The sequence below is a fragment of the Aquamicrobium zhengzhouense genome (genome assembly GCF_016124105.1).
GTDB classification, from domain to species: domain Bacteria; phylum Pseudomonadota; class Alphaproteobacteria; order Rhizobiales; family Rhizobiaceae; genus Aerobium; species Aerobium zhengzhouense.
Genome location: NZ_JADGMQ010000006.1, coordinates 130,368 through 153,882 on the forward strand (window position 1 = coordinate 130,368; position 23,515 = coordinate 153,882).

A 23,515-nucleotide genomic window follows, 5' to 3' on the forward strand; every position below is an offset into this window, starting at 1 on the left:
TCCTTTATGAACGATGGTATAAATGTCGTTCGATAATGGTGAACAATGAGTTCGGTGTTGAGTGACTTGTTGCGTTGAGAGAAATCTATATTTCAAGCCCACCAACTGAGAGGCTTCCTATGTCCAACGATTTTCTTCTCCTCGTTGCCCGCATCTTGCTGGCACTCATGTTCCTCGTCTCGGGCGTTCCGATGATCACGGGTTCGGCAGGATTTGCTGGTTACCTTGGTAGCCTCGGTCTGCCGATGCCGATGGTCCTCACCTGGCTGGTGATCATCCTCAAGGTGCTCGGCGGTATCGCGCTCGTCATCGGCTTCCAAACGCGTCTTGTCGCCTGGGCGTTCATCGCATTCTGTGTCGCGACCGCCTTTATCGGTCACTTCCCTGCCGACATGACCGGCTTCTGGAAGAACATCGCGCTCGTTGGCGGCTTCCTCGCCCTGATCGCGGCTGGCCCCGGTGCGCTGTCGGTCGACAAGCGCTAAGCACAGCAACGACAAACCGAAAAAGCCCGGAAGCGATCCGGGCTTTTTTGTGCCGTCGCCTTATTGGAGCGACAGGGGATTTAAGAGGAGCGGTTAAACCCGATCCATAAGGGATTGCTAGGCGTTCAGTGCCGCAAACACAGACGCGATTGCGGCCTCGTCTTGCGAACTGCGCGGCTTGAGCGACTGCACGAGGCAGGCTTCCGAGCGCAGGATGATGCCGTCATCAAGAATCTTCAGCTTGTTTGCCCGCAGGGTGGAACCGGTCGAGGTGATGTCTACGATGACGTCCGCAGATCCGGCCGCTGGTGCACCTTCGGTCGCGCCAAGGCTTTCGACTATGCGGTAGACTTGGATGCCGTGCTGGCTGGAAAAGAATTTCTGCGTCAGACGCCAGTATTTGGTGGCAATACGCAGGCGGCGGCCATGACGCTGGCGGAACTCCGCGGCAACATCATCAAGGTCGGCCATCGTGTCGACATCCAGCCAGGCTTCCGGCACTGCGACGATGACATCCGCACGGCCAAAGCCGAGACGCGCGCCAATCGCGACGCGGTTTTCCCAATCGGCGATCGTTTCCTGCACGAGATCTTCGCCGGTGACGCCAAGATCAAGCGTTCCTTCGCCCAACTCGCGAGCGATTTCGGAAGCCGACATATAGGCAATCTCAATCTCGTCGCGATTTTCGACCCTCGCGCGATAGCTGCGCGCATCGGACGGAGCGATGATCTTGAGGCCAGCACGCTCGAGTGCGGCGATCGAATCTTCCTTGAGGCGCCCCTTCGAGGGAAGGGCGATGGTGATCGTCATGCCGCGTCTCCTCTGAGGGCTGCGATCCGGTCGAGCCAAAGCGAGAAGCCAACGCCCGGAATAGGTTCCTCCGCTCCGAGCATCGTCAAGAGGCGGTCATATCGACCGCCACCGATCAGCGGACGGCCGTCACCAGACGAGATCTCGAAAACTAGACCCGTGTAATAATCGAGTGGCCGGCCAAATGCTGCGTCATAGATGACGCCGCCTTCAGGCAGGTCGTGCTCGGCTATAGCCTTCGCGCGTGCGCAAAAGAGCTCCATCGCGGAACCAAGAGAAATGCCGGATTGCTTCGCAAAGCTTTCGAGCGCTTCGGAAGCGCCCTCGAGCGGCGCGTCGATTGCAAGAAATGTTTTCAGCGCGGTCAGTGTGTCTTCGGAAAGACGAACGCTGCGAAGCTGTTGCTTCTCGGTGAGGCGCTGGGCAATTTCCTGGGCGGTGCGCCCGGCGGTCGCCGGCAGTCCTGCCTCGTTCATCTGCGCGGCGACATAGTCGACGAGCCCTGCCTGATCATCAGCGGCAATCAACTCAGCGGCACGCTGATCTGACGTCGCAGCGTGAGACGGGTTCGCAAGATCCTCAAGGGCGCTGGCAAGTTGTGACGCGGAGCCGAACGCGCGGGCGAGGCGCTTTTGCCATCCGCGCGGAAGTCCAAGGGCTGCGAGAACGGCCTCGAAGATGCGTTGATCACCGAGCGTCACCTGAAGCGGAACACCTGGCAGCGTCCGTGTCAGGAGCGCATGCGCATCGGCGACCGATCGAGCATCGGCCTTCGCGATGTCGTTCTCCCCGAGATCCTCGATGCCGGCCTGCAAGAATTCCGCCTCGCCATCGCGGCGCTGGCGGAAGACATTGCCGAGATAAGCATAGCGGCGCGGCGTGCCTGCCTGCGACGCGATGTGGTCGAGGCAGACGGGGATCGTGAATTCCGGGCGCAGGCACAGCGTCTGGCCGGTTTCGCTTTCGGTCAGAAAGATCCGGCGGCGCAGGTCTTCGCCGGCCATGTCGAGAAATGGATCGGCCGGCTGGAGCACCGCAACTTCCGTGGTGGGCGCTTCACGCTCTGCGAAAACAGCCAGGATTTCCGATGCAAAGGGAGGCAGACGCGAGTTCATTGCGCCTCGCTTTGCTCTGCCTTCTGCGCGTCGAGAACGCCCTGTACGGCCGAGACGAGTTCTTCTTCCTTGACGGAGAACTGGGCCGGGCGGCTGGCGCGCCATTCGGTGTTGTCGGTGATCTCGGCTGCAGCCTTTGCGCCTTCAATGAGGTCCTTGATCTGGACTTCGCCATTGGCGCGCTCGTCACCGCCCTGAATGATGACGCACGGCGCACCGCGACGGTCGGCATACTTCATCTGTGCCTTCATGCCCGAACCACCGAGATACATTTCGGCGCGGATGCCGGCCTTCCGCAGGTCCGACACCATCTTCTGGTATCGGCCGAGCGACTCGGTGTCCCTGTCCATGACGAGCACAACGACGGGAGCCGTCACGCTGGTGTTTTCGAGCTTGCCGAGGTTTTTCAGCGCTGCAGTCAGACGCGAGACGCCGATCGAGAAGCCCGTTGCCGGAACCGGCTCGCCACGGAAGCGCGAAACGAGGCCATCATAGCGCCCACCGCCAGCTACCGAACCGAAGCGAACGATTTCGCCCTGATCGTTCGGGACTTCAAACAGCAGTTCTGCTTCGTAGACCGGGCCGGTGTAATATTCGAGGCCACGCACGACCGACGGGTCGATCTTGATGCGACCATCGTCGTATCCGGCAGCAGCGACAAGCGCGCGGATCTGCGCGAGTTCCTCGACGCCCTCATTGCCTTCGACTTCGCCGGTCTCAATGTAGCGAAGCACGGTCTCGATCGCAGCCTCTTCAAGGCCAGCGCCTTTGGTGAAGTCGCCGCTTTCGTCGAGACGCCCCTTGCCGAGCAGGAGGCGAACGCCTTCCGGACCAAACTTGTCGAGCTTGTCGATAGCCCGCAGCACGGTGAGGCGGCGGCCAGCATTTTCTGCACCGCCAAGGCCGATGGCTTCGAGCACACCGTCGAGAACCTTGCGGTTGTTGACGCGGATGACGTAGTCGCCGCGCTTGATGCCAACGGCTTCGAGCGTGTCGGCCATCATCATCGCCATTTCGGCGTCGGCAGCGACGCCCGGCGTTCCGACGATATCGGCGTCGAACTGCATGAACTGGCGGAAGCGGCCCGGTCCCGGCTTTTCATTACGGAATACCCAGCCTGAGCGGTACGAGCGGAACGGCTTGGGGATCGCCTCAAAGTTTTCAGCCACGAAGCGCGCCAGCGGCGCGGTCAGGTCGTAGCGCAGCGACAGCCACTGCTCGTCATCGTCCTGGAATGAGAACACGCCTTCATTCGGGCGATCCTGGTCCGGCAGGAATTTTCCGAGTGCGTCGGTATATTCGATCATCGGCTGCTCGACAGGCTCGAAGCCGTAGAGCTCGTAGACCTCGCGAATCTTGCGGGTCATCGCATCGACGGCACGAATGTCGGCCGAATGGCGATCGACGAAGCCCCGCGGGAGCCGCGCCTTCATCTTTTCCGCCTTGTCAGCCATCGCTTTTTCCATCCGTGCTATGTTGGAGATCTTGTGCCGCAGGGGGCGCCGGTTTCCTAACCGATATGAAGAACAGCGGCAAGGCGAGGACGTCGTTGCATTTCCGCAACTTTGGAAATTATCCATGTGCAACTATCGGCGGCGGTCTGGCGTTTGACCCAAAGCAAGATTAATGCCCAAGCCACCGCGCCGTCCCTAACCGGATCGTAACGAAGGCGCACTAGATTTCGCCGAGTATCAATCGAGATGACCCCCGTGAAAGCCGTATTCCTTTCCCTGTTTATGTTGTCCGGCATTCTGATGTGGGGCGCAGCGATCTATTCTGCCGACGCAGCCAACGGTCATCCCGTTGTCGATGGCTACGGCGTCGCGCACGCGCGCTGATCTGCGTTGCTAGGTGCCGAGATCGGTTGAGATAAAGCGCTTCTCTGTATCTTCCATCACCAAGGCAGTCAGGCGACCGGTCGCGAATGCCTTTGTGTCGACATTAATGCGGTTCGGGCAGGTTTCGGGCTCGCGGCATGGCGTATGACCATGCACGATGACCTTGTCATAGAGCTGCTGATGATCAAGAAATTCGCGCCTGATCCAGCAAAGGTCATGCGCGGACTGCGCATCGAGCGCGGTGCCGGGGCGTATCCCCGCATGGCAGAAAAAGAAATCCCCGAACGAAACTGAGCGCGGCATATCGCGCAACAAGGCAAAATGGTGCTCTGGCACTGCCTCGATCAGCTGGCGGTGACTTTCAAAGAGCTCGCGTCGCGGCATCGTGCGCAATTCCACGCCGTAGGAGGCGGCGGTGTCGAAACCGCCAAAGTCGATGAATACATCGGCGTCAAGCGGATCCGCCAGGAACTTCAACATCCCTTCGTCGTGGTTGCCGAGCAGCGTTATGTTTCGCTCGTCCGCTGTCTGGGCGCGGGCGAGAAAGTCGAGAACCTCGCGCGACTGCGGCCCGCGATCGACATAATCTCCAAGGTGAATGATGCGCCAGTCAGCCGGACGATCACGGGCGATCTCGTCCGCGATCATTTTGTGCAGGGTGGTCAGGCAGTCGAAGCGGCCATGTACGTCGCCGATAGCATAAAGGCGCATGCCATCGGGAGCTGCCGATTCGGAAAAGTTGACGCCTGACCTGATCCTCATCCCGTTACACTAGCCGCGATCGCGCGGCTTGTAGAGAAGGTCTGGCCCGGCGTCCTGAACATCGCGCTTGCCGCACAGGGCAAGTGTGACGTCGAGCTCGCGACGGATGATCTCGAGCGCGCGTGTGACCCCCTGCTTGCCGCCCGCGCCAAGACCGTAGAGGAACGGGCGACCGATATAGGTGCCCTTCGCGCCAAGGCAGAGCGCTTTCAACACGTCCTGTCCCGAGCGGATTCCTCCGTCGATATGGACTTCGATCAAATCTCCCACGGCATCCGCAATTTCCGGCAAGACGGCGATGGAGGACGGGGCACCATCAAGCTGGCGTCCACCATGATTGGAGACCACGATTGCATCCGCGCCCGTCTTGGCAGCCATCTTTGCATCTTCGACGTCGAGGATGCCCTTGATGATCAGCTTGCCGCCCCAGCGCTCCTTGATCCACTCGACGTCCTTCCACGACAATTGCGGGTCAAACTGCTCGGCGGTCCATGAGGACAGGGAGGACAAATCGGTCACGTTCTTGGCGTGCCCGGCGATGTTGCGGAAGGTCCGACGCTGTGTGCCGAGCATGCCCATGCACCAGGATGGGCGCGTTGCCATCTGCCAGATGTGCTTTGGCGTGAACTTCGGCGGGGTCGACAGGCCGTTGCGCAGATCCTTGTGGCGCTGGCCGAGGATCTGGAGGTCAGCGGTCAGCACCAGTGCCGAACAATTCGCTGCCTTGGCGCGGTCGATGAGGCTGGCGACAAAGTCGCGATCCTTCATAACGTAAAGCTGAAACCAGAACGGCTTCTTCGTGACCGACGCGACGTCCTCGATCGAGCAGATGCTCATTGTTGAAAGAGTAAAAGGCACGCCGAACTCTTCGGCGGCCTGCGCGGCCAGCATTTCGCCATCGGCGTGCTGCATGCCAGTGAGGCCCGTGGGCGCCAGCGCAACCGGCATCGATACGTTCTGGCCAACCATGGTCGAGGCCAGCGAGCGGTTGGTCATGTCGACCAGCACCCGCTGGCGCAGCTTGATCTTCTGAAAGTCTTCCTCGTTGGCCCGATAGGTGCCTTCGGTCCACGCGCCCGAATCGGCATAATCGAAGAACATCTTCGGCACGCGGCGGCGGGCGCGTTCTTTCAGGTCGGCGATGGTGAGAGCCGTGTTCATGGTTGCCTCTCCAGGGGTCGATGAGTGGATCTGGTTGTGCCGCCAATCGGCGGGGTGTCGTGCATGCCGGCGAGAAGCTCGGCGATATGGCGAACCTCAATCGCGGAACCGTCGCGCTTGAGCTTGCGGGCGAGCCCCATCAGGCATGAGAGGTCGCCGGATACAAGAATGCTGGAGCCGGCGGCTCGAATATCCTCGGTCATAGCGGGCGAAGTTTTCGCGCACCGATTCGAGCCGAAGCCGCAGCAGCCAGCTGTCTGCGCCATCTCTTTGAGGGAAAGGCCAGCGATCGCAGATAGAAGTACGCGCGGCTGCGGCTGAAAACGAGGCTCAGCACCACCTGCGCAGCTGTCGAAGAAAGTGACATTTGCATCAAGACGCACGGCAATCGGCCCGACATTCATGATATCGACCAGGAAGCTGGTGAGTTCATGGACTTTCTGGGAGAAAGCCCGGGCGCGAGCCTCCCATGCGGGATTTGAAGCAAACAGCGCCGCGTAATCCTTGAGCGAGGCGGCGCAAGAGGCGGAAGGAGCGACAACGAAGTCGAAGCTCTCAAATGCCTCGATTATCCGCGATGCCTGGTCCAGATGGTCGGGATCGTCGCTGTCATCCAGCGAAGGCTGTCCGCAGCATTGTTGGCCCTCGGGAATTTCGACGCGACAACCGGCATCCTCCAGCAGCATGATCGCTGCATAGCCAATGGCTGGGCGAAACGTCTCGATCAGACAAGTTGTAAAGAGGCCCACGCGAGGCCGAAACGGGCTGTATTGTTGCATGGGTCAGCCGCTGCGTTGACGCAGGCGAAGACGTGAAACGCGTTGCCATTCACCATTTCGCTCGGCTTCATTCATCGCCTTCTCGACATAGTCGATATGGGCTCGTGCCGCTTCGCGCGCTGCCTGCGGATTGCCGGCGGCAATCGCATCATAGATCGCCCGGTGCTGGGCAAGCAGCACTTCCTGCGTCGCTGGCGTCTTGTAAATCAGTGTCCGGCTCAGAAAGACACCGTCTGCCAGCAGTCGGTAGCAGGAGCGCAAGGTGTGAAGCAGCACGATGTTGTGGGCGCATTCGCCGACAGCGTTGTGGAACTCGACATCCATGGCAACTTCGTCATCGAAATTGCCACTGGCATTCGCGTCTTCCATCCGCTGCATGATGCCCGCGAGCAGTGCAAGGTCGTCCTCGGTCGCCCGCCGCGCGGCAAACTCCGCAGCTACGCCCTCGATTTCACGGCGATATTCCAGGTAATCTGCCGCTGCTTTCCGGTTCTGGCTGATGAGGTCCATGACTGGCGGCGTGAACACCTCGCCAATCACGTCGGCAACATGCGTGCCGCCACCCGGGCGCGTGATGACCAACCCCCGACTTTCAAGCTCTTTCAGCGCATCGCGAACGATAGGTCGTGAGATATCAAACTGGCGTGCAAGCTCTCGCTCTCCCGGCAGCCGGTCGCCCGGGCGCACCACACCCTCAAGGATCAGCATCTCCACCTGGTCGATGACGTCATCGGCAGTGCGGGACGGGTCTATGCGGGAGAAAATCTCGTTCACGATTCTGAGCGGTCAGCCTTTCGCTTAAGAGTAACCTCAGAGAGTCACTCTGGTCAATTTTATTATCCGCTTGAGTGCTGAAAGTAGCCAAATTGAGAAAATTGAATGCGAAAGATTGCTGATCCGGGCTACGGCTGGTAAAGAAATTTTACCAGTTAGGGAGGCTGCTATGTCGGGTCTTGTCATGCCCGCGCTCAATGCGGAAATACTCGCGCGCCGTGATGAGATCATCGCGGACATGAAAATCATTGTGCCTGGCGAAGGAGTCGTCCATTCCGAAAACGGTATGCGACCGTTCGAGACGGACGCCCTGACGGCCTATCGGCAGATGCCCATGGTGGTCGTGCTGCCCGAGACCGTGGCGCAGGTCTCGCGTATCCTGAAATATTGTTCGGACCGCAACATTCGCGTCGTGCCACGCGGAGCCGGTACGTCATTGTCCGGTGGCGCATTGCCTCTCGGAGATGCGGTTCTTCTGGTCATGACCCGGTTCAATCGCATCCTCGACATCGATTATGCGAACCGCACGGTCATCGCGCAGCCTGGGGTTACCAATCTCGGCATTACCAATGCGGTGCAGCACGAAGATTTCTATTACGCGCCGGACCCTTCGTCGCAGATCGCGTGCTCCATCGGTGGAAATGTCGCGGAGAACTCCGGCGGGGTGCATTCGCTCAAATACGGTCTGACCGCCAGCAATGTTCTCGGCATCGAGATGGTGATGATGGACGGCGAAATCGTCCGGATCGGCGGAAAGCATCTGGATGCGGAAGGATATGACCTTCTTGGCCTCATGACGGGGTCGGAAGGTCTGCTGGGGGTCGTCACGGAGGTGACGGTTCGCATCCTCAAAAAGCCCGAAACAGCACGCGCAGTGCTACTCGGCTTCCCGTCCAGCGAAGAAGCGGGCCAGTGTGTCGCAGACATCATCGGGGCAGGGATCATCCCGGGCGGAATGGAGATGATGGACAAGCTGGCGATCCAGGCGGCAGAGGACTTCGTCCATGCCGGCTATCCGCTCGACGTCGAAGCGCTGCTGATTGTCGAACTCGATGGTCCCGCCGCAGAGGTGGATCACCTGATCCAGCAGGTCGAAAGCATCGCGAAGGCGAACAATTCGACCACTTGTCTTGTCTCGACCTCCGAGGCAGAGCGTATGACCTTCTGGGCGGGCCGAAAGGCTGCATTTCCGGCGGTAGGCCGTATCTCACCCGACTATCTGTGCATGGATGGCACGATCCCCCGCAAGGAATTGCCAAAGGTTCTGGCGGGCATGCGGGAGTTGTCTGAAAAGCATCGCCTGCGTGTTGCCAACGTCTTCCACGCAGGGGACGGCAATTTGCACCCGCTGATCCTTTATGACGCAAACAAGGATGACGAGCTTGCACGCGCCGAAGCGTTTGGGGCCGATATCTTGCGGCTGTGCGTCAAGGTGGGTGGGGTGTTGACCGGTGAACATGGCGTCGGCGTTGAAAAGCGGGATCTGATGCCGGAAATGTTCTCCGAGGAGGATCTCAACCAACAGATCCGGGTCAAATGTGCGTTCGATCCAAATCATTTGCTCAACCCTGGCAAGGTGTTCCCGCAGCTGCACCGTTGCGCCGAGCTAGGTCGCATGCATGTCCATCGCGGACAGGTCGCATTTCCGGATATTCCGAGATTCTGATGACAAGTTTTACCCCCACTACGCCTGAAGAGGCGCTTGAGGCCGTTCGCTGGGCTGCTGCCGAGGAAACGCCGGTCGAGATCGTTGGCCACGGCTCCAAGCGGGCTATCGGCCATCTGGCGCCCACCGAACATGAGATCAACCTGTCCAAGCTGACCGGGGTGACGCTCTATGAGCCCGAGGAACTGGTGCTGTCCGCGCGCGCCGGCACTCCGGTTCAGGAAATCGAGGCGCTGCTGGTGTCGCATAATCAGGAGCTGCAATTCGAGCCGATCGACTACGGGCCACTTCTGGGAGGGCCTGAAGGACGGGGCACGATTGGCGGAGTCCTGGCCTCGAACCTTGCAGGGCCGCGACGGCTGAAAGTCGGCGCCGCTCGGGACCACATTCTCGGCATTCACGCGGTTTCCGGTCGCGGCGAGGCATTCAAATCGGGCGGACGCGTGGTGAAGAATGTTACCGGCTACGACCTTTCCAAGGCAATGGCCGGTTCGTGGGGCACGCTCGCGGTCCTGACAGATGTGACGTTCAAGGTGATGCCTCGCCCTGAAACCGAGACGACCCTCGTGCTGCGCGGGCTAACCGAAGAACAGGCCGCTGAGGCCATGTCGATCGCGATGGGATCGAGCGGCGAGGTCGCCAGTGCCGCGCATCTGCCCGAGAGCGTGACGGGAAGGGTGCTCGACGGCGCATTGCGGGGCAGGGGCTCCACTTTGCTGCGTCTTGAAGGTTTCGGTCCATCGGCAGATTACCGTTTCGAACGTCTCGCGGCCCTTCTGGATGGCAAGGCGGTGCAGGAGCGGGTCGACGGCGATCAATCTCGCGCGCTTTGGCGCGAAATCCGTGATTGCCGGCCATATGCGGATGGTTCACAGCGCCCGATCTGGCGCGTGTCGATGCCCCCTTCCAAGGGGCACCGCATGGTCATGGCGCTTCGTATGGAAGCGGCGGTCGATGCGTTCTACGACTGGCAAGGCGGACTGATATGGCTGCGAATGGAAGGCGATCCGGAGGTTGAGGCTGTGCGTCGGCTCGTCGCGCAGTATGGTGGCGGCCACGCAACGCTGGTGCGCGCGCACCCGTCTGTCCGCGCTTCGGCGCAGATATTCCAGCCGCAATCTCCGGCGCTTACGGCCCTGTCTGTGCGTCTCAAGGATCAATTCGACCCCAAGGGCATCCTCAATCCGGGCAGGATGGGTTTCTGATGCAGACCAATTTTTCGCTGGCTCAACTGGCCGACCCCCATGTCGCGGAAGCGGAATCGATCCTGCGCAAATGCGTGCATTGCGGCTTTTGCACCGCGACCTGCCCAACATTTGTGACGCTCGGCAACGAACTCGACAGCCCACGAGGCCGAATCTACCTCATCAAGGACATGCTGGAGAATGACAGGCCAGCCGACAAGGACACGGTCACGCACATTGATCGCTGCCTGTCCTGCCTGTCCTGCATGACGACCTGCCCGTCCGGCGTGAATTACATGCACCTGGTGGATCATGCCCGCGTCCACATCGAGAAGACCTACAAGCGTCCGCTGATGGACCGGGTAATCCGCAGCATGCTTGCGTCGATTTTGCCCTATCCGAACCGCTTTCGCACGGCGCTGAAGATGGCTGCGCTCGGCCGTCCCTTTGCGAAAATCTTCGACGGCATCAAGCCATTGCGACCGCTTGGGGCGATGCTGCGTCTTGCTCCGACAACTGTTCCAGCGACTTCCGCCATCTCTGCCCCCGCAACCCACCCGGCCGCCGGGGCAAAGCGCGGGCGTGTGGCGATCCTGACGGGTTGCGCGCAGTCGGTGCTGGAGCCTGGCATCAACGAGGCAACGGTCTCGCTCTTGAACCGTGTCGGCGTTGAGGTGGTTGTGCCACAGGGGGAAGGCTGTTGTGGCGCTCTGGTTCATCATATGGGGCGTGAGGAAGAATCACTTGCCTCGGCACGTCGAAACATCGATGTCTGGACGCGAGAGATTGAGGCAGGCGGCCTCGACGCGATCATCATCACGGCGTCCGGTTGTGGCACGACGATCAAAGATTACGGCTTTATGCTGCGCCTTGATCCGCAATATGCTGAAAAGGCCGCGCGGGTCTCTGCCCTCGCCAAGGACATCACCGAATATCTGGCCTCGATCGAATTGCCGGAGCCGGTCAACCGCCCGGGCCTGACGGTTGCATACCATTCCGCCTGCTCGATGCAGCACGGTCAGAAGATCATCAGGCAGCCGAAGGAACTGCTGCAAAAGGCGGGTTTTGTGGTGAAGGAGCCGGCGGAAGGTCACCTTTGCTGCGGTTCGGCTGGCACCTACAACATCATGCAACCGGAGATTTCGCAGCAGCTCAAGGCGCGAAAGGTTCGCAACATCGAGGCAACGGGCGCGGCACTGGTCGCTACTGGTAATATTGGTTGCATCACGCAGATCGCGTCGGCAGCGAGCATGCCCGTCGTTCATACTGTGAAGCTGCTGAACTGGGCATATGGCGGTGAACAGCCCGAAGGCGTTCCCTCGCTGCATTAGGCAACGACGCATCGGCCAGTGCTAGAAACGAGAGGGGACGGCTGGTTGATACCGCCGTCCCTTTTCGTTGCAGCTGAAGCTGCGATCCGGTCCGACCTGTCCCCTGGCCAGACCGGATCATCCCCTCTCCGGGATCAGATGACGATGACTTTTGCCCCAACCGGGACCCGGTCGTAAAGATCAATGACGTCTTCATTGCGCATCCGGATGCATCCGGACGAGACCGCGCCACCGATTGTGTGAGGCTGATTGGTGCCATGGATGCGATAAAGTGTCGAGCCGAGATAGAGGGCGCGCGCGCCCATCGGATTCTCGGGCCCGCCCTTCATGTGGACGGGGAGAATGCGGCCTTTCTTCTTCTCTCTCGTGATCATTTCTGCTGGCGGTCGCCAATCGGGCCATTCGGCCTTGCGTGTCACTTTATGGGTGCCTGCCCACTCAAAGCCGGGCTTGCCCGTACCAACGCCGTAGCGCCGGGCCTTTCCATCTTCCTCAACCAGATAAAGGAAATGCTCGCGTGTATCGATGACGATGGTGCCCGGCTTGTGCGGCCCGGTGTAGTCAACGACCTGCGGCAGATATTTCGGGTCGAACCGCGGAGCAATGGCGCGCGGAGCGCTCGGCACAGCAGCCGTCTGCACGCTGTCACGCTTGCGCTCGCGGTAGGTAATGCTCGGCGCTGGCGTTGCACGTTGGCGCAGGACGGGATCGGGCGACACGCGCACACGCATGGGAGCTGATGCGCGCGGCTGCGCCTGCCGGACCTGTCGCCCCTGAGGCGCACGCTGCAGCTGCATGACCCACGGCGCGGACAGATCCGGGCTGACGAGAAGCGGCGGGGCTTCCCGATAGCGGTCGCTTGCTGAGGCCGGCTGCATCGCAAGTCCGATGAGCACGGCTGCCAATATTGTAGATGTAATCAATCTCATGCGACGTACCCTCGACCCTTCGTCGTCACGCAAATTGTCATGAGAGGCAGCGCAAAAAGTGTGAACAACCTTCCCGCAAGCGCGGTCGATGGCGTAAACCTTTCCCTATGGTTACCGTCTGGTTGCGGGATCTGGTTAAAAAGGGGTTGCCTGCATGAGCATTTCGGAGGGGCTTGTTGTCGGGGAAGATGGGCAGGTGCGCTGCGCCTGGCATGGCAATCTGCCTGAATATCTGCGCTACCACGATGAGGAGTGGGGTCACCCCGTCGACAACGATATCCGCCTCTTCGAAAAGATCTGTCTGGAAGGCTTTCAATCCGGCCTCTCGTGGCTGACGATCCTGCGCAAGCGCGAGAATTTCCGCGCCGCGTTCCAGGGGTTCGACTTCCGCAAGCTGGCCCTTGAGGATGGGGAGAAGGCCCTCGAAATCCATCTGCAGGACGCAGGCATTGTTCGTCATCGCGGCAAGATCGCGTCAGTCTACAACAATGCCCGCCGAGCAGTTGAGCTTGTCGAAGAACAGGGCTCGCTCGCGAGATATTTCTGGTCGCATGAGCCAGGCGAAGATGAGCGACCAAAGATCATGGACTGGGCTTCGCTGCGTGCGATGGCGAGCACGCCAACGTCAGCCCGGATATCGAAGGACCTGAAGAAGCGCGGCTGGTCATTTGTCGGCCCGACAACGGTTTATGCATTCATGCAGGCGATGGGGCTCGTCAACGATCACGTTGACGGCTGTGTGTGCCGATCGCGCATTGACGCGGCACGACTTGCATTTGAACGTCCTCGATAGGCTCGAAATGAAAGCGGGTGACACCTGCGGCCGGTTGGGCTAATTCCGTGACGCCGGCGACGAGGCCGGTGCGGAATGGAGTGTAAGCAGGTTCATGGCGAATTTGATCGAGAGCTTGGACGAGGTCGCCAAGAACTATTCGGCCATTTTGTGTGACGTCTGGGGTGTCATCCATAACGGTGTAGCGGCATTTCCGACTGCGGTAGCAGCGCTTCAGCGCGCCCGCGATGCGGGTCTGCCGGTCGTGCTCATCACCAACGCGCCTCGTCCGAGCCCGGATGTGCGCGAGCAGATCGCGTCTCTCGGTGTTCCGGATGATGCCTGGGACCGGATCGTCACCTCGGGCGACGTGACGCGCGAACTGATCCGCTCCGCTCCGAACAAGATCTTCCACATTGGCCCGGACCGCGACTTGACGCTCTACGATGGTCTTGATGTTGAGCTCGTTGAGGAGTTCGAGGCCAACGCAGTCGTATGCACCGGTCTGGTGGACGACGACACCGAGACGCCGGAAGATTACGCCGAGATGCTGCAGCGCCTGCGTATGCGCAACTTGCCATTTATCTGCGCGAACCCGGACATCGTGGTTGAGCGCGGCGACCGTCTTCTGTGGTGTGCGGGAGCGCTGGCGCGTGACTACGGCCAGCTTGGCGGCCGCACTGAAATTGCGGGCAAGCCGCATCGCCCGATTTACGAGGCAGCTATGGCAGCCGCCAATGACCTGCTTGGCCGGAAGCTCGAGCTGGGTGACTTTCTCGCGATCGGCGACGGCGTTCTCACGGACGTTAAGGGTGGCGTGAACAACGGCATCGACGTGCTGTATGTTTCAGGTGGCATTCACGCGGCCGACTATGGCGACGCGCTGTCGCCCGATCCGGAGCGTCTTGCCAGCTTCCTGGACAAACACGGCTTCGCACCAGTGGCTGTCATTCCGCGGTTGAGGTAATCAATGACAGCCTCACGCATCAAGCGCATCCCTTCCACGACTGCGCTTCCCGCGGAGCTTCGCGGTGGCGTGGTGGCAATTGGCAACTTCGACGGTGTCCATCGCGGACACCAGGCGGTCCTTGAGCGCGCCTTGGAAGAGGCGCGCAGGAAGAATGTTCCGGCGCTGGTCCTGACGTTCGAGCCGCACCCGCGGGAGACGTTTCGTCCTGATTTGCCGTTGTTTCGGCTGACGACTGCTGCGGTTAGGGCGCGTTTGCTCGACGCGCTGGGGTTTGACGCCGTCATTGAGCAGCGCTTCGATCAGGATTTTTCGACGTGCAGTTCATCCGAGTTCGTTGAACGGGTTCTGTTGAGCGAACTTGGCATCAGCCACGTCGTCACAGGTTATGATTTCCACTTTGGCAGCGGGCGCCAGGGCTCGCCTGAGTTTCTGGTCGAGCAGGGGCGCGCCAGGCATTTTGGCGTCACACTGGTTGATGCTTTCTGCGATGAAGGGGCGGGGGTCATCTCCTCAAGCCGGATCCGCGGATTGCTGAGCGAGGGGGATGTCGCGCAATCTGCTGGTCTGCTTGGGTATCGCTATACGGTCATGGCCGAAATCACCCATGGCAAGAAGCTCGGACGTCAGCTCGGATTTCCAACCGCCAACATGTCCCTGCCTGCGAGCACCGGTCTTCTTCACGGCATCTACGCGGTGCGGCTGCGCCGACAAGACGGGTCTCTGCATGATGGTGTTGCCAGCTTCGGCCGGCGACCGACAGTGGATAGCGACGGCGCGCCTCTGCTTGAAACCTTCGTCTTTGATTTCTCCGACGGTCTCTATGGCGAGTGCTGCTCGGTTTCCTTTTTCGGGTACCTGCGGGGGGAGGTGAAGTTTGACGGTCTCGACCCCCTCATCGTTCAGATGAAAAAAGACGAGGAAGAGGCGCGTGCTCTTCTTTCTGGCGTTCGCCCGCTTTCCGAGCTTGACTTCAAAATCGCATTCTGACGGTAGTTTGATTCATTCAAACTTTACCTAAAACACGCAGTTCTAAACGTCTCCAATGTATTGCGTAGGCGGTTACACATGAAATTCGGAAAGCTAATCTGCACCGCGGCAGTTCTGGCGCTTGGCACAGCTCACGCCTCGGCTGAAAGCTGGTTTTCGGGTGACTGGTACCTGAAGGTGGGCGGAGCGGTCCTTTCAAAGCCAAAGTTCGACGGTGCATCCAAGAACAAGTTCGCTTTCCAGCCGATGATCTCGCTGGGCAAGGCAGGTCCGTCGGCCAAGTTCTCGTCACGCAATGACAACATCTCGTTCGCGCTGATCGACAATGGGATGATCCGCGCTGGTGCGGCCGGCAAGCTCATCTTCAAGCGCGATGAGGGAGACCATTACGATCTGCGTGGACTGTCGCCCGTCCGCTTTGGTGGTGAGCTTGGCGGCTTTGCCGAATTTTACCCCACCGATTTCGCGCGCATACGCGGTGAAGTCAGGCACGGGATTCGCACCCACGATGCGGTGGTGTTCGACGTTGCTGCCGATGCCTTCTTTGACATGACAGAGACGGTTCAGCTGTCAGCTGGCCCGCGCGTGTCATTTGCGACGAAGGATTATTTTGAGACCTACTACGGTGTGAACGCTGCCGAATCGGCTGCGTCAGGACTTTCAGAATACGCGCCAGGCGGCGGCATGAAGTCCGTAGGGGCGGGCGGCGCTATTACCTGGAAAACGACGAACGAGCTCACGACCAGTGTTTTTGCAGAGTATGAACGGTTGATGGGACCGGCTGCAAAGTCGAGCCTGGTGCGCGAGCGCGGCTCGAAAAACCAGGTCACGGTCGGAGCTTCAGCGACCTACCGCTTTGATTTTTCGTTCCGCTAGGTCCTGCTGCCGACGAATCGCCTCTTTATTCCCGGGTCAGGCTCGGCTAAAAGCGCGGGCCATGACCCAGCGCGCTTTTATTCTCGCGTCGATACGAATTACCGGCCCGGCTTTCTGGGCGGCCTGAACGCCGCCGGAAGGTCCGGGATTTTTGCGCGTGCTTAACGCGCCCTGCCGTTTGACCGAAGCCTTGCCCGAGAGCCATAGCCCGGGCTGACGATGCGACGAGACCATGACCACCGCCGAAAAGATCGACTACTCCAAGACCCTCAATCTGCCGCAGACGGATTTTCCGATGCGCGCTGGTCTGCCGCAGAACGAGCCCAAGCTCGTTGAGCGCTGGCAGAACATGAACCTCTATAAGAAGCTGCGCGAAAGTGCGGCTGGCCGTCCGCTCTATGTGCTGCATGACGGCCCTCCCTACGCCAACGGCAACATTCATATTGGCCACGCGCTGAACAAGGTGTTGAAGGACGTCATCACGCGCTCGTTCCAGATGCGCGGCTTCAACTCCAACTACGTGCCGGGCTGGGACTGCCACGGCCTTCCGATCGAGTGGAAGATCGAGGAAAAATATCGCGCCGAGGGCAAGAACAAGGACGAGGTTCCGGTCAACGAGTTCCGCCAGGAGTGCCGCGAATTCGCACAGCACTGGATTGACGTTCAGACGGCGGAGTTCAAGCGTCTCGGCATCGAGGGTGACTTCGAAAAGCCCTACACGACGATGAACTTCCACGCGGAAGCGCGTATTGCAGGTGAGCTTTTGAAGTTCGCCATGTCGGGCCAGCTCTATCGTGGCTCGAAGCCGGTGATGTGGTCCGTCGTCGAGCGCACCGCACTGGCCGAAGCCGAAGTCGAATACCACGACTACGAGAGCGATACGATCTGGGTGAAGTTCCCCATCGCATCGGGTGCAGAAGATCTTTCCGATGCCCATGTCGTTATCTGGACGACGACGCCGTGGACCATCCCGGGCAACCGCGCTGTCGCCTATTCGCCGCGCATCTCCTACGGCCTTTACGAAGTAACTGCCGCCGAGAACGACTTTGGTCCCCAGGCCGGGGAAAAACTGATCTTCGCTGACGCGCTTGCGGAAGAGTCCTTCACCAAGGCGAAGCTGCAATACAAGCGTCTGTGCGATGTCTCGTCCGACGACCTTGCGGCTATGACGCTCGCACACCCGCTCAAGGGCTTTGGCGGCGGCTATGAATTTGCCGTGCCGATGCTGGCCGGCGATCACGTCACCGACGATGCCGGTACCGGCTTCGTGCATACGGCACCGGGTCACGGCCGCGAAGACTTTGACGCCTGGATGGACGCTGCCAAGGACGTCGCTGCCAAGGGCATCGACACCCGCATCCCGTTCACCGTCGATGATGCTGGCTACTTCACCAAGGACGCGCCCGGCTTTGGTCCGGATCGCGAAGGCGGTGCCGCGCGCGTCATCGATGACAACGGCAAGAAGGGCGACGCCAACAAGGTCGTCATCGAAGCGCTGATCGGTGCGAATGCGCTGTTTGCGCGTGGTCGCCTCAAGCACCAGTACCCGCATTCCTGGCGCTCAAAGAAGCCCGTCATCTTCCGCAACACGCCGCAGTGGTTCGTCTACATGGACGAGGACCTCGGCGATGGCACAACGTTGCGTTCGCGCGCGCTGAAGGCGATTGATGACACCCGTTTCGTGCCGGGTGCCGGCCAGACGCGCTTGCGCGCCATGATCGAAGATCGTCCGGACTGGGTTCTGTCGCGCCAGCGCGCCTGGGGCGTGCCGATTTGCGTCTTCGCTGACGCTGATGGCGAAGTGCTGAAGGACGAGGCCGTCAACGCCCGCATTCTCGAAGCCTTTGAGGCAGAAGGTGCAGACGCATGGTTCGCTGAAGGCGCACGCGAGCGTTTCCTTGGCGACCGCGCCGGCGAGCCGTGGCAGATGGTCACCGACATTCTCGACGTCTGGTTCGACTCGGGATCGACCCACACCTTCACTCTGGAAGACCGTCCGGACCTGAAGTGGCCGGCTGACGTCTATCTCGAAGGGTCCGACCAGCATCGCGGCTGGTTCCACTCGTCGCTCCTCGAAAGCTGCGGCACGCGTGGCCGCGCGCCGTACGACGCTGTCATCACTCATGGCTTCACCATGGATGAAGACGGTCGCAAGATGTCGAAGTCGCTCGGCAACGTCGTGGTCCCGCAGGAAATCATCAAGCAGTCAGGTGCAGACATCCTGCGCCTGTGGGTCATGACGACCGATTACTGGGAAGATCAACGCCTCGGCAAGAACGTCATCCAGACCAATGTCGACGCCTATCGCAAGATGCGCAACACCATCCGCTGGATGCTGGGCACGCTCGCGCATGACGATGGCGAGGACGTCGCGCTGGCCGACATGCCAGAACTCGAGCGCCTGATGCTGCACCGTATCGCCGAGCTCGATGAGGTGGTGCGCAAGGGCTACGACGCCTTTGACTTCAAGCGCGTCACCCGCGCTCTGATCGACTTCATGGTGGTCGAGCTGTCGGCATTCTACTTCGACGTTCGCAAGGACGCGCTTTACTGCGATGCGCTGTCGAGCCAGAAGCGCAAGGCATCGCTCGTTGTCGTGCGTCACTTGTTCGACAATCTCGTGAAGTGGCTCGCACCCATTCTGCCGTTCACAACGGAAGAGGCATGGCTGGCGCGCTACCCCGATGCCGTGTCCGTCCATCTTGAGCAGTTCTGCGAAATTCCGGCTGAGTGGAAGAATGACGAGCTTGCTGCCAAGTGGCGCAAGGTTCGTCAGGTTCGCAGGGTCGTCACCGGCGCGCTCGAAATCGAACGTCGTGAAAAGCGGATCGGCTCCTCGCTGGAAGCCGCGCCGATCGTTCATGTTGCCGATGCAGAATTGCGTGCTGCGATTGCCGATGTCGACATGGCCGAGATCTCGATCACGAGCGACATCACGATTCTGGACAGCGAAGCTCCTGCCGGTGCGTTCGTTCTTGAGGACGTGAAGGGCGTCGGTGTGGTGCCGGCCATGGCGCAGGGTACCAAGTGTGCGCGCTCCTGGCGCTACACCAACGATGTCGGGTCCGATCCGGAATTCCCGGACGTCTCTGCACGTGATGCAGCGGCGCTGCGCGAGCTCAAGGCACTGGGACGTCTCTAAACAACGTCTCGGCGCATTGCTCGCTAACGCATGATGAGGTAAAAGGCGGCGCAAGAGTGCCGCCTTGTTGTCGCCGGAATGTCCGGTGAAAACGGGTCAGTTTGGCGATGAAGCCGGTATGAGAGGCTGGGTGAAGTGAAGATCGATCGCATTGAATCGCGCGGGCGCATCCCGCTGTTCGCAGGCCTTTCCGCTTCTTGTGCAGCAGTTTTCCTTGCGTCGTGCATGTCGACGCCGACCTACGGAACTGGAAAGACTGCCAATCAGCAGCTTGTCGAAGACATGACCGGCATTTTGGCTCTTGGTCCGCAGGATAAGCCGCAGATCAGCTACACGCCGCGCGGTGAACTGGTGCGTCCGTCCACGACAACGGTGCTGCCCGAGCCGCAGGAAGAGATTGCATCCGCAAGCAATTCTGCCTGGCCGGAATCACCTGAAGAGCGCCGCCGTCGCATCCGCGCCGAGGCTGACGAACATGGGGTAAGCCGTTCGGTGGTAGCCACGGCTCCACAGGATCAGCGCCTTGAGCTGCAGCGCCGCATTCGTGAGAACCAGCAGGGTGTCGCAACGAACCGCCGTTACCTCAGCGAGCCGCCGCTGACCTATCGCCAGCCGGAAGCTGGTGCGGTTGCAGGCGATCTTGGTGAGGAAGAGTGGAAAAAGGAGCGCGCGGCCAAGCGTGGAGCGGGCAAGTCGTCGTGGCGCGACTATGTTCCGTGGCTCTAGACGCGTCGCATAGACAGTAGGCTGAGCCCCACCGGCTCAGCGTTTTTCCTTGAAAAAGGCCTTCAGCATTTCTGCTGATCTGACCTCGCCAAAGCCCGAATAGACTTCGGGCGCGTGATGGCAGGTCGGCAAGTTGTAAAGCCGCGCGCCACTGACGACCGCTCCGCCTTTCTCGTCAGCCGCGCCGAAATAGAGCCGTCTTATCCTCGCAAAGGATATTGCAGCAGCGCACATCGGGCATGGTTCGAGAGTTACATAGAGGTCAGCGCCGGGCAGGCGCTCACTCATTTCCCTGGAACAGGCCTCACGGATCGCCAGAACTTCTGCATGAGCGGTCGGATCGTTCAACTCACGGGTGCGATTGCCGCCGCTACCGATAATGATGCCATCACGCACGACGACCGCGCCGATGGGTACTTCTCCCCGCATGGCTGCAGTTTCCGCCTCCGCAAAGGCGGCATCCATGAAGGACACAGGTTTCATAGACAAATTGTCGATGACATTTCACTCGCAAGGGCCACAGTGCTCTGATAGTTACCCGCGCTGAAAGGCGATTGCCACCATGGTTGATGACAAAAAGAAGCCCGCCGGCTCAGGCGGAAGAGGGCGTGGCCCAAACAAGCCGTTTGCCGGACGCGACGGAGGCGACAGGCCTGCCGGCGCGCGCAGCGGCGAGAAGAAGCCGTTCCAGCGCCAGGATGGCGCCAAGCGCGCTTTTGGCAGCAAGGACGGCAGCGCACCGCGACAGGCGCGTCCAGGTAAATGGGAGCGCCGCGAGGAAGGGGCTTCGGCTGGTGGCGGCGATCGTCCGCGCTTCGACAGGCCGCGCGAAGATCGCCCGTTCCGTGAACGCGACGGCGAGAAGCGTCCTTATGCGGCACGTGATGGCGATGCACCGCGCCCGCCGCGTGGAGACCGCCCGCAGGGTGATCGTCCGCGTTTCGAGAAGCGCGACGGCGATAAGGGCCCGTTCCGTGAACGCGACGGCGAGAAGCGACCTTATGCGGCACGTGACGGCGACGCGCCGCGCCCGCCGCGTGGAGACCGCCCGCAGGGTGATCGTCCGCGCTTCGACAGGCCGCGCGAAGATCGCCCGTTCCGTGAACGCGACGGCGAGAAGCGTCCTTATGCGGCACGTGGTGGCGATGCACCGCGCCCGCCGCGCGGAGACCGCCCGCAGGGTGATCGTCCACGCTTTGACAGGCCGCGCGAAGATCGTCCGTTCCGTGAACGCGACGGCGAGAAGCGTCCTTATGCAGCGCGTGACGGCGACGCGCCGCGCGCACCGCGTGGTGACCGGCCGCAAGGCGATCGTTCCCGCTTCGAGAAGCGCGATGGCGACAAGCGCCCGTTCCGCGCAAGGGACGATGAGAAGCGCCCGTTCCGGGGCCGCGATGGTGACAAACCTCGCCCCTTCAAGCGTGACGGCGATGATGCAGCAGTTGACGCCGAGGGCGAGCGGATCGCAAAGCGCCTGGCACGTGCCGGTGTTGCGTCGCGCCGCGATGCTGAGTCGCTGATTGCCGACGGCCGCATCAGGCTCAACGGCAAGGTTCTTACGACTCCGGCAGTGAACGTAAAGTCCACTGACAAAATCGAGCTCGACGGCAAGGAAATTCCCGCGATCGAACGCACGCGTCTCTTCCTGTTCCACAAGCCTGCGGGTGTTGTCACGACGAGCCGTGACCCTGAAGGCCGCAAAACCGTATTCGACGTGTTGCCGGCAGGCCTGCCGCGCTTGATGACGGTCGGCCGGCTCGACATTAACACCGAAGGGCTGCTTCTGCTGACCAATGATGGCGGTCTGGCGCGCGTTCTCGAATTGCCGACCACCGGCTGGCTCCGTCGCTACCGTGTGCGCGTACATGGCAAGGTCGATCCCAAGGCGCTGGAAGGCCTGAAGGACGGCATCGCCGTCGATGGCGTCTTCTATGGTTCGATCGAGGCAACTTTTGACCGCGAGCAGGGTTCCAATGCCTGGCTGACGGTCGGTTTCCGTGAAGGAAAGAACCGGGAGGTGAAGAACGTCCTCGGCGCATTGGGCCTTGACGTTAATCGCTTGATCCGCGTGTCCTACGGCCCGTTCCAGCTCGGAGAACTGGTCGAAGGTGAGGTCCGGGAGCTGAAGGGCAAGATGCTGCGCGATCAGCTCGGCGATCGTCTGATCGAAGAGTCCGGAGCAGATTTCGATGCCCCGATCATCAACGCCTTCTCGAACCAGCCTGTGTCGGCAAAGACCCAGCAGCGTGAAGAGGTCGCGGAAAATTTCGTGCGCCCGAACCGCAAGCGTGAGCGCGAGAAGAAGCGCGAGGACGCGCTTGGACGTCTCGATACGCGCAAGCCCTCTCGCGGTGGATTTGGCGGCTCAGGCAAGCCCGGTCGAGACCGCGAAGAACGTGTCGAGACGCCGCGTGCGCGTACGACCAATGTGTGGATGGCACCTGGTGCCCGTCCAGTTGGCGAGAAGAAGGCTGCCGAGCTTTCAGAGCGCCGCTTTGCCGGCAAACCACGGCCTCAGGGCAAACCAGGGAAGCCGAGCGGTGGACGGCCATTCAAGCCGGGCGCCGGACCGCGCAAGCCGCGCGGCGACAGATAGACGATCGTTAGCGGGGCAGGCGAATGCGAATTGTCGGTGGCGATCTACGAGGCCGCGCGCTTGAAACACCACGTTCAGGCGCGATCAGGCCGACAAGCGATCGTACGCGTGAGGCGGTGTTCAATGTCATCGCCCACAGCCACCCCGAGCACCTTCAAGGCCAGCGTGTCCTCGACCTGTTTGCAGGCACGGGCGCGCTGGGCCTCGAAGCACTGTCACGCGGGGCGTCCTACGCGATTTTCATCGAGGAAACTGCCGAAGGGCGCGGCCTGATCCGCACGAATGTTGAAGCGTTCGGTCTGCAGGGCCGCACCAAGATATTCCGGCGCGACGCAACAACTCTTGGCAATGCAGGGACGCTGCAGCCGTTCAAGCTGGTCTTCGCTGACCCGCCCTATGGCAAGGGGCTTGCAGAACTTGCGATTTCTGAAGCGATCAAGGGCGGGTGGCTTGCGCCCGATGCCCTGATCGTTGTGGAAGAAGCGGCATCGACACCCTTCCAGCCGGTCGCGGGCCTGACCCTTCTCGATCGTCGCGATTACGGTGATACCACCGTCGCATTCTGCCGCTACGCCTGAGTTTCGTCACTCTTCCTAGCGATGAGGGACTGTC

The 23,515-nt window shown here is 60.8% G+C and carries 22 protein-coding genes; 13 read left to right on the forward strand and 9 right to left on the reverse strand.

Annotated elements, in window-relative coordinates:
* Nucleotides 1–119: 119 nt before the first annotated feature.
* On the forward strand, nucleotides 120–485 hold the full coding sequence (locus IOD40_RS10660) for a DoxX family protein (RefSeq protein WP_198476526.1): 366 nt from the start codon (nucleotides 120–122) through the stop codon (nucleotides 483–485).
* 117 nt (nucleotides 486–602) lie between these two features.
* Here the strand turns inward: IOD40_RS10660 and hisG are convergent, their stop codons facing one another.
* The 3 genes from hisG to hisS are packed head-to-tail and all read right to left on the reverse strand — an operon-like array spanning nucleotide 603 to nucleotide 3,864.
* Nucleotides 603–1,295: an ATP phosphoribosyltransferase gene (gene hisG, locus IOD40_RS10665; protein WP_198476527.1), complete on the reverse strand. Its 693-nt coding sequence runs from the start codon at nucleotides 1,293–1,295 to the stop codon at nucleotides 603–605.
* A complete protein-coding gene (locus IOD40_RS10670; protein WP_198476528.1) occupies nucleotides 1,292–2,410 on the reverse strand; it encodes an ATP phosphoribosyltransferase regulatory subunit in 1,119 nt (372 codons plus the stop codon). The genes hisG and IOD40_RS10670 overlap by 4 nt, the downstream gene beginning before the upstream one ends.
* Nucleotides 2,407–3,864 (reverse strand): histidine--tRNA ligase, encoded by a 1,458-nt coding sequence (gene hisS / locus IOD40_RS10675; RefSeq protein ID WP_198476529.1) that lies wholly within the window; start codon nucleotides 3,862–3,864, stop codon nucleotides 2,407–2,409. The genes IOD40_RS10670 and hisS overlap by 4 nt, the downstream gene beginning before the upstream one ends.
* Nucleotides 3,865–4,110: 246 nt before the next feature.
* Here hisS and IOD40_RS10680 point away from each other — a divergent pair, with 246 nt between their 5' ends.
* Entirely contained in the window at nucleotides 4,111–4,248 is a 138-nt protein-coding gene (locus tag IOD40_RS10680) for a hypothetical protein (RefSeq protein WP_198476530.1), read from the forward strand.
* A gap of 9 nt (nucleotides 4,249–4,257) precedes the next feature.
* Here IOD40_RS10680 and IOD40_RS10685 read toward each other — a convergent pair whose 3' ends face one another.
* From IOD40_RS10685 to IOD40_RS10700, 4 genes are read right to left on the reverse strand one after another with little or no spacing between them, the layout of a single operon-like run.
* The gene (locus tag IOD40_RS10685) at nucleotides 4,258–4,959 is read right to left on the reverse strand and encodes a metallophosphoesterase (protein ID WP_198476591.1); all 702 of its coding nucleotides are present in this window, start codon (nucleotides 4,957–4,959) and stop codon (nucleotides 4,258–4,260) included.
* 60 nt (nucleotides 4,960–5,019) lie between these two features.
* Nucleotides 5,020–6,171, reverse strand: a complete 1,152-nt coding sequence (locus IOD40_RS10690; protein ID WP_198476531.1) for an alpha-hydroxy acid oxidase — start codon at nucleotides 6,169–6,171, stop codon at nucleotides 5,020–5,022.
* On the reverse strand, nucleotides 6,168–6,920 hold the full coding sequence (locus IOD40_RS10695) for a (Fe-S)-binding protein (RefSeq protein WP_325099710.1): 753 nt from the start codon (nucleotides 6,918–6,920) through the stop codon (nucleotides 6,168–6,170). The genes IOD40_RS10690 and IOD40_RS10695 overlap by 4 nt, the downstream gene beginning before the upstream one ends.
* A gap of 33 nt (nucleotides 6,921–6,953) precedes the next feature.
* Nucleotides 6,954–7,724: a FadR/GntR family transcriptional regulator gene (locus IOD40_RS10700; protein ID WP_198476533.1), complete on the reverse strand. Its 771-nt coding sequence runs from the start codon at nucleotides 7,722–7,724 to the stop codon at nucleotides 6,954–6,956.
* A 169-nt stretch (nucleotides 7,725–7,893) separates the two neighbouring features.
* Here IOD40_RS10700 and IOD40_RS10705 point away from each other — a divergent pair, with 169 nt between their 5' ends.
* The 3 genes from IOD40_RS10705 to glcF are packed head-to-tail and all read left to right on the forward strand — an operon-like array spanning nucleotide 7,894 to nucleotide 11,905.
* Nucleotides 7,894–9,390 (forward strand): FAD-linked oxidase C-terminal domain-containing protein, encoded by a 1,497-nt coding sequence (locus IOD40_RS10705; protein ID WP_198476534.1) that lies wholly within the window; start codon nucleotides 7,894–7,896, stop codon nucleotides 9,388–9,390.
* Nucleotides 9,390–10,595 (forward strand): glycolate oxidase subunit GlcE, encoded by a 1,206-nt coding sequence (gene glcE / locus IOD40_RS10710; protein WP_198476535.1) that lies wholly within the window; start codon nucleotides 9,390–9,392, stop codon nucleotides 10,593–10,595. The genes IOD40_RS10705 and glcE overlap by 1 nt, the downstream gene beginning before the upstream one ends.
* Nucleotides 10,595–11,905: a glycolate oxidase subunit GlcF gene (glcF, locus tag IOD40_RS10715; RefSeq protein ID WP_198476536.1), complete on the forward strand. Its 1,311-nt coding sequence runs from the start codon at nucleotides 10,595–10,597 to the stop codon at nucleotides 11,903–11,905. The genes glcE and glcF overlap by 1 nt, the downstream gene beginning before the upstream one ends.
* Before the next feature lie 134 nt (nucleotides 11,906–12,039).
* Here the strand turns inward: glcF and IOD40_RS10720 are convergent, their stop codons facing one another.
* Complete coding sequence (locus IOD40_RS10720) at nucleotides 12,040–12,834, reverse strand: L,D-transpeptidase (RefSeq protein WP_198476537.1); 795 nt, start codon at nucleotides 12,832–12,834, stop codon at nucleotides 12,040–12,042.
* Nucleotides 12,835–12,988: 154 nt separating this feature from the next.
* On the opposite strand from IOD40_RS10720, the gene IOD40_RS10725 reads away from it, so the two are divergent.
* The 6 genes from IOD40_RS10725 to IOD40_RS10750 all read left to right on the forward strand — a co-directional run bounded on the left by IOD40_RS10725 (nucleotide 12,989) and on the right by IOD40_RS10750 (nucleotide 20,307).
* Nucleotides 12,989–13,627, forward strand: coding sequence for a DNA-3-methyladenine glycosylase I (locus IOD40_RS10725; protein WP_198476538.1), 639 nt, complete (start codon nucleotides 12,989–12,991; stop codon nucleotides 13,625–13,627).
* 94 nt (nucleotides 13,628–13,721) lie between these two features.
* A complete protein-coding gene (locus IOD40_RS10730) occupies nucleotides 13,722–14,573 on the forward strand; it encodes a TIGR01459 family HAD-type hydrolase (RefSeq protein WP_198476539.1) in 852 nt (283 codons plus the stop codon).
* 3 nt (nucleotides 14,574–14,576) lie between these two features.
* Nucleotides 14,577–15,563, forward strand: a complete 987-nt coding sequence (locus IOD40_RS10735) for a bifunctional riboflavin kinase/FAD synthetase (RefSeq protein ID WP_198476540.1) — start codon at nucleotides 14,577–14,579, stop codon at nucleotides 15,561–15,563.
* Nucleotides 15,564–15,641: 78 nt separating this feature from the next.
* Entirely contained in the window at nucleotides 15,642–16,439 is a 798-nt protein-coding gene (locus IOD40_RS10740; RefSeq protein WP_198476541.1) for a MipA/OmpV family protein, read from the forward strand.
* Nucleotides 16,440–16,671: 232 nt separating this feature from the next.
* Nucleotides 16,672–19,581, forward strand: a complete 2,910-nt coding sequence (gene ileS / locus IOD40_RS10745; protein ID WP_198476542.1) for an isoleucine--tRNA ligase — start codon at nucleotides 16,672–16,674, stop codon at nucleotides 19,579–19,581.
* 225 nt (nucleotides 19,582–19,806) lie between these two features.
* Nucleotides 19,807–20,307: a hypothetical protein gene (locus tag IOD40_RS10750; protein ID WP_233713939.1), complete on the forward strand. Its 501-nt coding sequence runs from the start codon at nucleotides 19,807–19,809 to the stop codon at nucleotides 20,305–20,307.
* 36 nt (nucleotides 20,308–20,343) lie between these two features.
* On the opposite strand, the gene IOD40_RS10755 is transcribed toward IOD40_RS10750, so the two are convergent.
* Complete coding sequence (locus IOD40_RS10755) at nucleotides 20,344–20,790, reverse strand: nucleoside deaminase (RefSeq protein WP_233713940.1); 447 nt, start codon at nucleotides 20,788–20,790, stop codon at nucleotides 20,344–20,346.
* A gap of 79 nt (nucleotides 20,791–20,869) precedes the next feature.
* Here IOD40_RS10755 and IOD40_RS10760 point away from each other — a divergent pair, with 79 nt between their 5' ends.
* Entirely contained in the window at nucleotides 20,870–22,903 is a 2,034-nt protein-coding gene (locus IOD40_RS10760) for a pseudouridine synthase (RefSeq protein WP_198476544.1), read from the forward strand.
* 23 nt (nucleotides 22,904–22,926) lie between these two features.
* Nucleotides 22,927–23,481 (forward strand): 16S rRNA (guanine(966)-N(2))-methyltransferase RsmD, encoded by a 555-nt coding sequence (gene rsmD / locus IOD40_RS10765; RefSeq protein ID WP_198476545.1) that lies wholly within the window; start codon nucleotides 22,927–22,929, stop codon nucleotides 23,479–23,481.
* Nucleotides 23,482–23,515 lie beyond the last annotated feature (34 nt).